Source organism: Bacillus smithii, assembly GCF_001050115.1.
Lineage (GTDB): Bacteria > Bacillota > Bacilli > Bacillales > DSM-4216 > Bacillus_O > Bacillus_O smithii.
Genome location: NZ_CP012024.1, coordinates 1,357,503 through 1,371,171 on the forward strand (window position 1 = coordinate 1,357,503; position 13,669 = coordinate 1,371,171).

Below are 13,669 nucleotides of genomic sequence, written 5' to 3' on the forward strand. Positions count from 1 at the left end.
TGAGGGAATAAAGACGAAGCTTTTTGGGGAGAAGCTGAATTTTTTCCATATGGACGCTTCAAAGTTAAATGAATCGGACGATGTCCACGACAGACTCAAGACCCTCTTAGCGGGTCTTTATTTTTTATTGTGAAAAGCCGATAATAAAACCAAGAGGGGACATGCCCCTTATCCAATATCGAGCATTTTCTGATGAAATTCAGCTGACGATTCGAAGTTTTGGATGTTTATTCTGTCCTTTTATCCAGATAGAAAGAAAAGGGATTCTTAGAATAGAAGTAATAGTTTTGAAAGATTTCCGTTCCATTTCAAAAAGGAGGAGACGGTATATGAGCCTGACAATTGGGGAAATCAAAGAAAAAATCAAAGAGATCGAGTCTGAGGATGACCCGTTATTTCGGGAATGGCTGCGTGATGAGCGAAAAGGAGTGCAAAAACTGATTCAGGCTTGGTATAAAGAACAAGAAAAGAAACAGAGAGAAAAAGAACAATTTCGATCACTATTTACTTATGAAAATAAAGCCAAAAAAAAAGGTTATTCGATTATTGCCGGGATCGATGAAGTTGGCAGAGGGCCGCTTGCCGGACCCGTTGTAGCGGCGGCGGTCATTTTGTCGGAAGATTTTTATTTGCCGGGTCTCAATGATTCTAAAAAACTGAGTAAAGCAAAACGAGAATCCTATTATACATATATTAAACAACATGCAGACATAGGAATCGGGATTGTGGACCATAAGGAAATTGACCAATTGAACATCTATCAAGCGACAAAAAAAGCAATGCAGATGGCTGTACAATCGCTCACTCGAACTCCGGATTATTTGCTGATCGATGCCATGACTCTCCCGCTTTCTGTTCCTCAAGAATCTATTATAAAAGGAGACACTAAAAGTGCTTCGATTGCCGCCGCATCGATTGTTGCGAAAGTGGTAAGAGACAGGATGATGGAACAGTTCGCAAAGAAGTACCCCTATTACGGATTTGATCAAAACATGGGCTACGGAACGAAGGAGCATCTCGATGGTTTGAAAATATACGGCCCTTCAGACATCCATCGCCTATCCTTTTCTCCGGTGAAAGAAATCGTGGAGAGCCTAAAAGGGGAGAAGATTCATTGAATATTTTGCAAAGTATTGTTTCCCTCAAAGGGATCCCTCAGGAAAGACAAGTCCATTTTCAGACAGGAGAAATGTTTTCGGCCAAAATTGTCCGGTGGCTTCCGCAAAATATGGCAGAAATCAATATAAAAGGACAAAAGATGTTCGCTAAAATGGAAGTTCCGCTCCAAGCCGGAGAACGGTACTGGTTTATAGTAGCCACGGTGAAAAATGGTTTGCACTTAAAAGTGCTTGCCAATGCAGCAGAAATGGGGACGGACCCTAAACTTGCGGCCGAAAGTCTTGTGAAAAAACTTTCTCTTCCCGTTTCTCCGGAGATCAAGGCGATTGCAGAAAAAATGGCGGCTGAACAATGGGTGCTGACAAAAGAAAAAATGGAAAATGCAGCCCAATGGCTGAAGCTGACGGATACAAAAGCAGGGCTTGACATTTTAAAGTTGATGATGGATCGTTCCCTCCCATTTACGAAAAGCGTCTTTAATTCATTGATGTCAGTAATGGGGGAGACGGGCAGCACCCATTCATTGTTGTCGGCATTAAGGGAACAGATGGCGTCTTCATCGCCTGAAGGAGATCTTGTGCCCCCATTGATGAACACGCTTCATCAAATAAAGGATCCTTCCACAAAATTATTGGCAATGAAGTTTTTCCAAAAGTTTCTTGCGCTTCTGGAAAGCGGCGGTCCATCCGAACAAGATGCCGCAGCTGATTTGCTTCAAAAGTGGGGATTTTTGCCGAAAGAAGAACAAAACGGTGTTCGACTGTCCGATTTGGCGATCAAATGGCTGAATTCTTTATTTTCTTCTTCAACGGATGATGATTCCTTTCAACGGCTTTTTTCATCGGGGGAGATTGGAAGAAAACAGCTTTCATCCTTTTTATCCCGGCTGGATCCCGCCCAGCAAGAATTGGTTCGTGATATTTTGCGTGAGAGTGGATCGAAACAGTCGCAGACAACGGAATGGGCTGAAAAAGTTTATTCGGCATTGCTGAAGGAGGCGGCATCCATTCCGGAAAACGGTGAAATCTCATTAAAGAAACTGGCTGCTTTGCTGACAGTTTCGGAAGGCCAGCTGCTAAAACTAGTGGAACAGGAGGCTGACCGTACGAGACAGCTTCCCTTAGATAGCTTAAGCGAAGGGGAAAAACTGTTCCAAGGCTTGTGGGAAAAAGTAAAACAAGAGACGGAAAATCATTTAACAGGCAAGGATGCTTTTGCTCTCTTGAAAACGATGATGAAATTATTGGGCGCCGATTACGAATCCAACCTTTTATCTTTCACTGAAAATTGGAAAGAAGTTTTAAAACCACAGCTGGCCGATCTTGTAAAAGACCAGGCTTCCGGAGAGATCAAAGACAGCGCCGAAAAACTATTGGCGAGGCTGAATGCATACCCGATTTTATCAAACGATCTGGGAGCCGCTCAAACCATTGTCATGAATTTTCCTCTTTCTTTTTTCGGGCTCAACACAGATTTGACGATAAAATGGTCTGGAAAAAAGAACAAAGACGGAAAGCTTGACCCGGACTATTGCCGAATTCTTTTTTATTTGGATTTGAAAAATTTAAAGGAGGTTGTTGTCGATATGCAAGTTCAAAACCGTATCGTCACTCTCCTTATAATGAACGACAACCCGGAACTAAAAACGATTGCCTCTCCGCTTCTATCCAACTTAAAAGAAGGATTGCAACAGATTCGCTACCAATTATCTTCTGTCCAGTTTAAACCTTTAGATGAAAAAAACGGGAAAATGATCCTTCAGGAAATGATGCAAGATCCATTTTCGACCGGAGTGAATATTTTGATATGAAAAAAGAAAACGGAATAAAACGAAAACAAGCAGCTGCTCTTTCTTATGATCCTCATAAGCATCAAGCTCCAATTCTTATCGCTAAAGGGTCGGGCAAAACGGCTGAGGCGATTATTGAAAAAGCTAAAGAAAACCATATTCCCATTCAAGAAGACCGTAATTTAGTGGAATTGCTTTGCAAACTGGAATTGTCTACAGCGATACCGGAAGAACTGTATCAAGCAGTTGCAGAAGTTTTTGCCTTTATTTATCGGTTGGATAAAGCAGAGAAAGAAGGGCATAATGAGTGAACCGGCGGAATGCCGGTTCTTTTTCGCAATTATTAAAGTAAAAGAGAAGAATAGGGACATAAAATACAAAAAAAAAGACATAAATGCTGATAAAATGAGAGAAGAGCTAGACAAATAGTCAGAGTTTTTATAAAATAAACAATACGCAGTCCATTATTGGTTGTTAATAGGAGGATGGAATGAATGAATATCCATGAGTACCAAGGAAAAGAAATACTCAGAAAGTATGGGGTGGCGGTTCCAAACGGCAAAGCGGCTTTTTCTGTGGAAGAAGCAGTCGAAGCCGCTAAAGAACTGGGGACGGATGTTTGGGTTGTGAAAGCGCAGATTCATGCTGGGGGACGTGGAAAAGCAGGCGGCGTCAAAATTGCGAAAAACTTAGATGAAGTTCGTACATATGCGGAGGAATTGTTGGGGAAAACACTTGTCACACATCAAACTGGTCCAAAAGGCAAAGAAGTAAAGCGCTTACTTATTGAAGAAGGCTGCGATATAAAGAAAGAATATTATGTGGGGATCGTGCTGGACCGTGCCGCTTCCCGCGTTGTATTAATGGCTTCAGAAGAAGGCGGTACGGAAATAGAAGAAGTGGCTACGAAGACACCTGAGAAAATTTTCAAAGAGACGATAGATCCATTAACGGGATTAACACCTTTCCAAGCCCGCAGGATTGCTTTCCATATCAACATTCCAAATGAACTGGTGAATCAAGCGGCGAATTTCATGCTGGGTCTTTACAAAGTATTTGTTGAGAAAGACTGTTCCATTGCAGAAATTAATCCGCTTGTTGTGACCGGCGACGGAAAAGTCATGGCGTTGGATGCAAAGCTTAACTTTGACTCAAATGCTCTGTATCGCCATAAAGATATCCTTGAATACCGCGATTTAGACGAAGAAGATCCAAAAGAAATCGAAGCTTCTAAATATGATTTAAGCTACATTTCTCTTGAAGGCAATATCGGTTGCATGGTAAATGGAGCTGGTCTTGCGATGGCAACTATGGATATTATTAAATATTACGGCGGTGAGCCAGCGAATTTCCTCGATGTCGGGGGCGGCGCTACAGCTGAGAAAGTAACGGAAGCCTTTAAGATTATATTATCTGATCCCAATGTAAAAGGGATATTTGTCAATATTTTTGGAGGCATTATGAAATGCGACATCATCGCGACGGGTATTGTCGAAGCCGCTAAAGAACTTGGCTTGCAAGTTCCGCTTGTGGTACGTCTAGAAGGAACCAACGTGGATCTAGGCAAGAAAATTTTAAATGAATCTGGTCTTCATATTATAGCCGCAGAATCCATGGCGGATGGAGCACAAAAAATAGTGGAACAAGTAGGTTAAGAAAGGCGGGGAAAAAATGAGTGTATATGTGAATAAAGAAACAAAAGTCATTGTTCAAGGAATTACCGGATCTACTGCTCGATTTCATACAAAACAAATGCTGGAATATGGTACGAAAATTGTGGGCGGTACTTCACCTGGTAAAGGTGGCACGGAAATAGAAGGGGTGCCCGTATTTAATACTGTGAAAGAAGCCGTGGAAACCACCGGGGCAAACGCATCGGTTATTTATGTACCTGCGCCTTTTGCTGCCGACGCGATTATGGAAGCAGTAGATGCCGAACTGGAATTGGTCGTCTGCATCACAGAGCATATTCCCGTTTTGGATATGGTTCAAGTAAAACGCTTTATGGAAGGAAAGAAAACACGGTTAATTGGTCCCAACTGTCCAGGCGTTATTACACCGGAAGAATGCAAAATTGGCATTATGCCCGGATATATTCATAAAAAAGGCCATGTCGGCGTCGTTTCCCGGTCTGGAACTTTAACGTATGAAGCTGTGCACCAATTGTCACAAGCCGGTATTGGCCAATCTTCAGCCGTCGGGATCGGAGGAGATCCTGTCAACGGAACGAATTTTATTGATGTTTTAAAAGAGTTTAATCATGATCCCGACACTTATGCCGTCATTCTGATTGGAGAAATCGGTGGTACCGCAGAGGAAGACGCGGCCCGCTGGATAAAAGCCAATATGAAAAAGCCGGTTGTCGGATTTATCGGTGGAAGGACGGCCCCTCCGGGTAAACGTATGGGTCATGCCGGCGCGATTATTTCAGGCGGCAAAGGGACGGCGGATGAAAAAATCCGCGTGATGAAAGAATGCGGCATTAAAATAGCGGATACGCCGGCGAAAATAGGCGAAACATTGATTGAAGCCATTAAAGAGGCAGGACTGTACGAACAATGTAAGACCCATTGACCAAAATGAAGTTTAAACAGACAATCTTTTTTTGTCAAAATACTTGTAATAGTCGGCCGTTGGGAAAAGCAATCGGTGGTTCTGCAACCAACCATTGCTGAAAAGTCCCAACGGCTTATCAAGCTTAACTAGGAGTAAGAATATTTCTTAGTACAAGATTGTTTCGGTGCTTAATTTAGTAAAAAGTTCGTTTTCTACCGTTCCGTTCCTTTAGATGCCTCAATGTATTGACCCCAATTTGTAAAAAGGACGCTGTATTAAGAACCAATCAGACATTCGGAAGAGTTTCCCCATTGAACCAATATTAGACTTGCCAATATTGAAGAAGGGGCTTCCTGCCCGTTCATGTGCGATAAAGGAAACTTCCGTCAAGAGACCGGTGATGGTTAGTTGAACCAAAAAAGGAGGACTTTTATGGATGAATTGTCGCAAAAACTGTTTCATTTATCTCATTGCCCGTCGATGACTTGGAACAGAATCTTTCGCCTGTTAAAGGCCGATCCTTCGTTGAAACATATCTACTCTTATTCTGCCCGCCATTTCAGTGAAGTTTTGTCCATCCCCTTGGAAAAATCTCTTCAGATTTATCACGAAATCCATTCCTTTGACATTCATCGATCGTTGAATATATATAATCTTTATCAAATTAAGTTTTTTCCCATATATGATTCTAATTATCCTCGCTTGTTAAAGCAAATCCCCACTCCGCCTTGGGGTCTTTATGCAGCAGGAGATTCCCGGCTTTTATCTGATGAGAAAAAGATTGCGTTTGTTGGATCCAGAAAAGGAAATGATTATGGAAAAAAAGTCATCTCCGAGTTTATACCGCCGTTGGTAGAGGAAAAATTTATTATTGTCAGCGGTTTGGCTTCCGGTATTGATTCCTTCAGCCACCAAGCGGCCTTACAAGCTGGCGGGAAAACCATTGCTGTACTTGGCGGCGGCTTTTTTCATCTTTATCCGAAAGAAAACGCTCCTTTAGCGAAACTTATTGCGGAAAAAGGGCTTTTAATTTCAGAATATCCGCCAAATAGGAAACCGAAAAAGTGGCATTTTCCGGAACGAAATCGAATTATTAGCGGTATGACGATTGGTACGGTGGTCATACAGGCAGGAAAGCGGAGCGGATCTTTGATCACCGTTCAGCATGCTTTGGAGCAAGGAAAAGAAGTGTTTGCAGTCCCCGGCGCCATTTTTGATCCCCTTTCCGAAGGCACACATGATTTAATTGCGGATGGAGCTCATCTCGTTAGAAACGCCGAAGATATTATAAAGGCTTTTTAAATGGAGGCAAAGAAAAAAATTTCAACATAAAAATGAAAATAGGAATTTTTTCATCCACAACGGATTATGAATGAAAAACAGATTTTTTATGTAAAAAGGTTGCATTTCTTTTCATTCTGTTATACATTGTGCAACAGAATACTCGCAAACAAGTTTCCAAAATTATGAAAACTGAAAAACGAGAGAAAACATTACAAACGGAAGATGCCTCTAATCAGTGGGTATATCTTTCGTATAAATGTTTCCATTTTTACCCGTTAGGGGAGGTTTACACATGTCAGATTATCTCGTAATAGTGGAATCCCCAGCAAAAGCAAAAACCATTGAAAAATATTTGGGGAAAAAATATAAAGTGAAGGCTTCCATGGGGCATGTCCGCGATTTGCCTAAAAGCCAAATGGGAGTTGATATAAAAAATCGTTTTGAACCAAAATATATTACTATTCGCGGAAAAGGCGCCATCTTAAAAGAGCTGAAATCAGCAGCCAAAAAGGCGAAAAAAGTTTATCTTGCCGCCGACCCGGACCGTGAAGGAGAAGCCATTGCATGGCATCTGGCTCACAGCTTAAACCTTGATATAGACTCTGATTGCCGTGTAGTTTTTAATGAAATCACAAAAGATGCCATTAAAGAATCTTTCAAACATCCACGGCCGATCAATATGGATTTGGTCGATGCCCAGCAGGCGCGCAGGGTGCTGGATCGTCTCGTAGGGTATAAAATAAGCCCGCTGCTTTGGAAGAAAGTAAAAAAAGGATTGAGCGCAGGCCGAGTTCAATCGGTTGCACTTCGGCTTATCATCGATCGAGAAAAAGAAATTCAGAATTTTAAGCCGGAGGAATATTGGACGATCGAAGCAGTCTTTCGAAAAAATAGCGATCGTTTTCAAGCTTCGTTTTACGGGATCGATGGAAAAAAACAGGATGTGAAATCAGAGGAGCAAGTAAAGGAAATTTTAGCCAAACTTAACGGAGAAGAATTCACGGTTGATAGCGTTACGAAAAAAGAACGAAAACGAAACCCTGCTCCGCCTTTTACCACATCTTCTTTACAGCAAGAAGCTGCCAGAAAGCTTAATTTCCGTGCGAAGAAAACAATGATGATCGCCCAGCAGCTTTATGAAGGGATTGATCTGGGAAAAGAAGGCACGGTCGGTTTGATTACGTACATGAGAACCGATTCGACACGTATATCGGAAGTGGCTCAGAAAGAATCTTTACAGTATATAGAAGAACATTTTGGAAAAAACTATACTCCAACGGAAAAGCGAAAAGAAAGAAAGCAAACAAATGCCCAAGATGCCCATGAAGCGATTCGGCCTACCAGCACATTTAGAGAGCCGGCGAAAATAAAAGAATATTTAACCAGAGATCAATTTAAACTGTATAAACTGATTTGGGAGCGTTTTGTAGCTAGTCAAATGGCTCCTGCGATCATGGATACCATCAGTGTGGATCTTCTGCAAAATGGGGTCATGTTTCGGGCAAATGGTTCGAAAATAAAATTTCCGGGATTTATGAAAGTTTATGTGGAAGGAACGGACGATAACAAAGAAGAAAAGGAAAATTGGTTGCCTGATTTACAAAAAGGTGATAGAGTAAATTCGGAAAAAATTGAACCTGTACAGCATTTTACACAACCACCGCCAAGATATACGGAAGCTCGTTTAGTGAAAACGCTGGAGGAGCTTGGAATTGGACGGCCATCCACCTATGCTCCTACTCTTGATACGATACAAAAACGAGGCTATGTGTCTTTAGATAATAAACGCTTTGTTCCCACAGAGCTTGGCGAAATTGTCTATGAATTATTGCTTGAGTTTTTCTCGGAAATTGTAGATGTGGAATTTACGGCCAATATGGAAAAGGAATTGGATGAAATCGAAGAAGGAAAAGTAGAGTGGATCAAAGTCATAGATGATTTTTACAAAGGCTTTGAAAAACATTTGGATAAAGCAGAACAAGAAATGGAAAAAGTAGAAATAAAAGATGAGTATGCCGGGGAAGATTGCGAACGATGCGGAAGCCCGATGGTATTTAAAATGGGCAGATACGGAAAGTTTATGGCCTGCAGCAATTTTCCGGAATGCCGAAACACTAAGCCGATAGTGAAAGAAATCGGAGTGAAATGCCCGAAATGCCATAAAGGAAATATAATAGAAAGAAAAAGCAAAAAAAGCCGGATTTTTTACGGCTGCGACCGTTATCCGGAATGCGATTTTCTTTCATGGGATAAACCGATTGATCGTAAATGCCCGAAATGCGAAGGACTGTTAGTAGAAAAAAAATTAAAAAAAGGCGTGCAAGTTCAATGTACACAGTGTGAATATAAAGAACAACCGCAACAATAAATGGAATTTGGCTGCATGATTGAATGTGGGCGTTCTTTGTCCTTTCGTTCCGAAAATGCCTGCAGCAAAAGCAGTCCGTAAAACAGCCTCGTGTGAGGAATGTTAAGATTCCAATAAGATCACGGAAGGGTGGGCAAAATCGCTCACTCTTTCTTCGTGGTAAGCAAAACGCTTTTTTTGACGATTCAGCTGTTGTAAAATCCATACGGGATAAAGAAGAGACAGTAAAACGATAAGGTTCATCTATCAGGAGGCAATATAAATATGACACAAACAGTAAATGTAGTAGGAGCCGGTCTTGCCGGAAGCGAAGCCGCGTTCCAAATCGCAGAACGGGGATTAAAGGTCAATCTTTATGAAATGAGGCCGGTCAAACAAACACCGGCTCATCATACCGATAAATTTGCGGAACTGGTATGTTCCAACTCTTTGCGGGCCAATACGCTTACCAATGCGGTAGGCGTACTAAAAGAAGAAATGAGGGCACTCAATTCCGTTATCATTCGTTCTGCTGATGATTGCCAGGTACCTGCAGGCGGAGCGCTTGCGGTTGACCGCCATGAATTTGCGGCCAACGTGACAGAACGAGTCAAAAACCACTCGAACGTGACAGTTTTTACGGAAGAAGTGACTGAAATACCAGAAGGCATCACGGTTATTGCGACCGGTCCTCTGACCAGCCCCTCGTTGTCAGAAAAATTAAAAGAGCTGACTGGCGAAGATTATCTTTATTTTTATGATGCCGCGGCGCCGATCATTGAGAAAGAAAGCATCGATATGGACAAAGTATATTTAAAATCGCGCTATGATAAAGGGGAAGCGGCCTACTTAAACTGTCCGATGACGGAAGAAGAATTTAATCGTTTTTACGAAGCGCTTTTGGCGGCGGAAACCGTTCCTCTCAGAGAGTTTGAAGAAGAAAAATATTTTGAAGGCTGCATGCCGGTGGAAGTGATGGCGCGAAGAGGGAAAAAGACGCTGCTGTTTGGACCTTTAAAACCAGTTGGATTGGAAGATCCTCGAACGAATAAACGCCCGTTTGCCGTTGTGCAATTGAGACAGGATGATGCTGCTGGAACATTGTATAATATTGTTGGATTCCAAACTCATATGAAATGGGGACCGCAAAAAGAAGTCATCCGTTTGATTCCTGGATTAGAAAATGCGGAAATTGTCCGCTATGGTGTGATGCATCGAAATACATTTATTAATTCTCCGAAGGTGTTAAAAGCGACCTATCAATTTCGTAAACGGGACACTCTATTTTTTGCGGGACAAATGACGGGGGTCGAAGGTTATGTAGAATCAGCTGCCAGCGGATTAGTGGCAGGATTAAACGCTGCAAGACTGGCGAAAGGCTTAGACCCTGTGGAATTTCCTGCTGTTACGGCGATTGGCAGTATGGCACATTATATTACGACTGCTAATCCGGACCATTTTCAACCGATGAATGCGAACTTTGGATTGTTTCCTGTACTTCCGAAGAAAATTCGTGATAAAAAAGAAAGAAATATGGAATACGCACGCCGAGCATTAGAAACAATTCATAACTTTGTGAAAAGTTTGTAGAAACATTGCAAGGGCTGCTGATATATGTTACTATTTAGTAGCCCTGTGAGGTGTCCAACATGGAAGATGAGTTGAAGTTCTTTTTGCAGTATTTGCAAATAGAAAAAAACTACTCCGAATATACAATTGACAATTATCGCCGTGATATCGAGCAGTTTTATAAGTTCATGATTGAGCAAAGTATCAAAAAGGTCGAGGATGTGGAGTATATAGATGCCCGGCTTTTTTTGACGAAGTTATATGAAGAGCAAATGGCTAGAACGACCGTTTCTAGAAAAATATCCAGTTTAAGAAGTTTTTATCGCTTTTTAGAAAGAGAAAATAAGATTACTGGAAATCCATTTTTACTTGTGTCCCAGCCTAAAAAAGGAAAAAGGCTGCCTGACTTTTTTTATGATGAAGAAATGCAAGCTTTATTTGCTGCTTGTGAAGGCGAGGAACCCCTTGCCATCCGAAATAAAGCGTTGCTGGAACTATTATACGCCACCGGAATTCGCGTAAGCGAGTGTGCTAATATTCAAATGAATGATATTGATTTCGAATTGTGTACACTTTTAGTGAAAGGAAAGGGAAAAAAAGAAAGATATGTCCCTTTTGGCAGTTTTGCCGAAGAAGCCATCAAGCGTTACATACAAAAATCTAGAAGCATACTTATACAAAAAAATGACCATCAACATTCCGCCTTATTTGTGAATGCCCGCGGTGGACCATTAACGCCCAGGGGCATACGGCATATTTTAAATCAAATCATAAAAAAAGCATCATTGTCTGGAAAAATTCACCCTCATATGTTAAGGCACACCTTTGCAACGCATATGTTGAATAATGGGGCGGATTTGCGAGCGGTTCAGGAATTGTTGGGCCATTCTCATTTATCGTCTACTCAGTTGTACACACATGTGACGAATGAGCATTTGCGAAAGAGTTACTTAAATCATCATCCTCGGGCTTAGTCCGGATAAGGAGGAAGGACAGTGAGCAATTTTCATGCGACAACCATTTTTGCCATACAGCATAATGGTCAATGTGCAATGGCGGGGGATGGCCAAGTCACGTTTGGCGAAGCCGTAATCATGAAACACACGGCTCGAAAAGTCAGAAAAATTTTCAACGGACGTGTGCTTGCTGGTTTTGCCGGAAGCGTAGCGGATGCCTTTACTTTATTCGACATGTTTGAAGGAAAGCTTCAAGAGTATAATGGAAATCTGCAAAGGGCTGCTGTGGAGCTTGCCAAAGAATGGCGAAGCGATAAAGTGCTTCGAAAATTGGAGGCCATGTTGATTGTCATGGATCAAAAAGATCTTCTACTCATCTCTGGAACAGGGGAAGTCATTGAACCGGATGACGGTGTTTTGGCGATTGGTTCCGGAGGGAATTATGCACTGGCTGCAGGCCGTGCCTTAAAAAGATTTTCTGGAAATGAGCTTTCGGCGAAAGAAATTGCGAGAGCGGCTCTTGAAATTGCCGGTGAAATTTGCGTCTATACGAATGACCATATTATAGTGGAAGAGCTGTAAAGGGGTGAGTTTCCATGAAAAAAAGCGCTCTGGAATTAACGCCAAAACAAATTGTCGATCGGCTTGATCAATATATCATCGGGCAAAAGGAAGCGAAGAAAGCAGTGGCGGTGGCACTGAGAAATCGATATCGCCGCAGTTTGCTTCCGGATCATGTTCGGGATGAAATTATTCCGAAAAATATTTTGATGATTGGACCGACAGGAGTCGGTAAAACGGAAATCGCTCGACGAATTGCCCGAATAGTCGGAGCTCCATTTGTCAAAGTAGAAGCGACAAAATTCACGGAAGTCGGATATGTGGGACGTGATGTTGAATCAATGGTCCGTGATCTGGCGGAAGTTTCGGTCCGTATGGTAAAAGAAGAAAAAATGCTGGGGGTAAAAGAACGTGCAGAAGAAGCGGCAAACAGGCGGCTTGTTGAACTGCTCGTTCCCGGCAAAAACAATTCCCATCACTATAAAAATCCTTTTGAAATGATATTCGGCAGCAGCACAGAAATGGAATCAAATCAAGCGGGCGACACGGATAATGATCAAAATATCCACGAAAAGCGCAAGAGAATTGCCGAAAGGTTGGCAAAAGGGGAATTGGAAGACGAACTGGTCACCATTGAAATTGAAGAACAACAACCTTCCATGTTCGACCTTCTGCAAGGGTCCGGAATTGAACAAATGGGGCAAAACTTCCAAGAGGCCCTTGGCAGCCTTATGCCAAAGAAAAAGAAAAAACGAAAAATGCCGGTGAAAGAAGCGCGGAAAGTACTCACCAATGAGGAAGCTCAAAAATTAATTGATATGGACGAAGTCGTTCAAGAAGCCATCTATCGTGCTGAACAGACTGGCATTATTTTCATCGATGAAATTGATAAAATCGCCAATAAAAATGGAACCTCTTCTTCTGCCGATGTATCGAGAGAAGGTGTTCAAAGAGATATTTTGCCAATCGTAGAAGGCTCGACTGTGACGACCAAATATGGTTCAATTAAAACGGATTATATTTTGTTCATTGCGGCGGGTGCTTTCCATATGGCAAAACCGTCTGATCTCATACCGGAACTTCAGGGCCGCTTTCCGATCAGGGTAGAACTGCAAAAGTTGTCTGTAGAAGATTTTCAACGCATTCTTGTTGAACCTGATAATGCTTTGATTAAACAATATCAAGCATTATTGGAAACGGAAGGTATAAAAATAGAATTTTCTGACGATGCTATAAAAAGAATCGCTGAACTTGCATTTAAGGTTAATCAAAATACTGATAATATTGGAGCCAGAAGACTTCAAACCATCATGGAAAAATTGTTGGAAGACTTATCCTTTGAAGCACCGGATATCAATTTGGAAACGATCCAAATCACTCCTCAATATGTGGATGAAAAATTAGCAGCTATTTCAAAGGATAAGGATTTAAGCCAGTTTATACTCTAGTTTGAATCTTCTTGACAGAGTTATAAAATAGGGAAAATGC

11 protein-coding genes are annotated in these 13,669 nt (G+C 41.7%); all 11 read left to right on the forward strand.

The window, feature by feature from the left end:
• The first annotated feature begins 329 nt into the window (after positions 1 to 329).
• The 11 genes from BSM4216_RS06440 to hslU all read left to right on the forward strand — a co-directional run bounded on the left by BSM4216_RS06440 (position 330) and on the right by hslU (position 13,629).
• Entirely contained in the window at positions 330 to 1,118 is a 789-nt protein-coding gene (locus BSM4216_RS06440) for a ribonuclease HII (protein WP_048623147.1), read from the forward strand.
• Positions 1,115 to 2,929 (forward strand): hypothetical protein, encoded by a 1,815-nt coding sequence (locus BSM4216_RS06445; protein WP_048623148.1) that lies wholly within the window; start codon positions 1,115 to 1,117, stop codon positions 2,927 to 2,929. The genes BSM4216_RS06440 and BSM4216_RS06445 overlap by 4 nt, the downstream gene beginning before the upstream one ends.
• Positions 2,926 to 3,219 (forward strand): EscU/YscU/HrcU family type III secretion system export apparatus switch protein, encoded by a 294-nt coding sequence (locus tag BSM4216_RS06450; RefSeq protein ID WP_048623149.1) that lies wholly within the window; start codon positions 2,926 to 2,928, stop codon positions 3,217 to 3,219. Before BSM4216_RS06445 ends, BSM4216_RS06450 begins: the two co-directional genes overlap by 4 nt.
• 183 nt (positions 3,220 to 3,402) lie before the next feature.
• Positions 3,403 to 4,563 carry an ADP-forming succinate--CoA ligase subunit beta gene (gene sucC, locus BSM4216_RS06455; RefSeq protein WP_048623150.1) on the forward strand — a complete coding sequence of 387 codons (1,161 nt, stop codon included), beginning with the start codon at positions 3,403 to 3,405 and terminating at the stop codon, positions 4,561 to 4,563.
• Between the two features lie 16 nt (positions 4,564 to 4,579).
• On the forward strand, positions 4,580 to 5,482 hold the full coding sequence (gene sucD, locus BSM4216_RS06460; protein ID WP_048623151.1) for a succinate--CoA ligase subunit alpha: 903 nt from the start codon (positions 4,580 to 4,582) through the stop codon (positions 5,480 to 5,482).
• A 414-nt stretch (positions 5,483 to 5,896) separates the two neighbouring features.
• Positions 5,897 to 6,766 (forward strand): DNA-processing protein DprA, encoded by an 870-nt coding sequence (gene dprA / locus BSM4216_RS06465; protein ID WP_048623152.1) that lies wholly within the window; start codon positions 5,897 to 5,899, stop codon positions 6,764 to 6,766.
• Positions 6,767 to 7,040: 274 nt separating this feature from the next.
• Positions 7,041 to 9,116 (forward strand): type I DNA topoisomerase, encoded by a 2,076-nt coding sequence (gene topA, locus BSM4216_RS06470; RefSeq protein ID WP_048623153.1) that lies wholly within the window; start codon positions 7,041 to 7,043, stop codon positions 9,114 to 9,116.
• Between the two features lie 264 nt (positions 9,117 to 9,380).
• Complete coding sequence (trmFO, locus tag BSM4216_RS06475) at positions 9,381 to 10,685, forward strand: FADH(2)-oxidizing methylenetetrahydrofolate--tRNA-(uracil(54)-C(5))-methyltransferase TrmFO (protein ID WP_048623154.1); 1,305 nt, start codon at positions 9,381 to 9,383, stop codon at positions 10,683 to 10,685.
• 59 nt (positions 10,686 to 10,744) lie between these two features.
• On the forward strand, positions 10,745 to 11,638 hold the full coding sequence (gene xerC, locus BSM4216_RS06480; protein WP_003354568.1) for a tyrosine recombinase XerC: 894 nt from the start codon (positions 10,745 to 10,747) through the stop codon (positions 11,636 to 11,638).
• A 21-nt stretch (positions 11,639 to 11,659) separates the two neighbouring features.
• Positions 11,660 to 12,202 carry an ATP-dependent protease subunit HslV gene (hslV, locus tag BSM4216_RS06485; RefSeq protein WP_003354569.1) on the forward strand — a complete coding sequence of 181 codons (543 nt, stop codon included), beginning with the start codon at positions 11,660 to 11,662 and terminating at the stop codon, positions 12,200 to 12,202.
• A 14-nt stretch (positions 12,203 to 12,216) separates the two neighbouring features.
• The gene (gene hslU, locus BSM4216_RS06490) at positions 12,217 to 13,629 is read left to right on the forward strand and encodes an ATP-dependent protease ATPase subunit HslU (RefSeq protein ID WP_003354570.1); all 1,413 of its coding nucleotides are present in this window, start codon (positions 12,217 to 12,219) and stop codon (positions 13,627 to 13,629) included.
• The last annotated feature ends 40 nt before the right edge of the window (positions 13,630 to 13,669 follow it).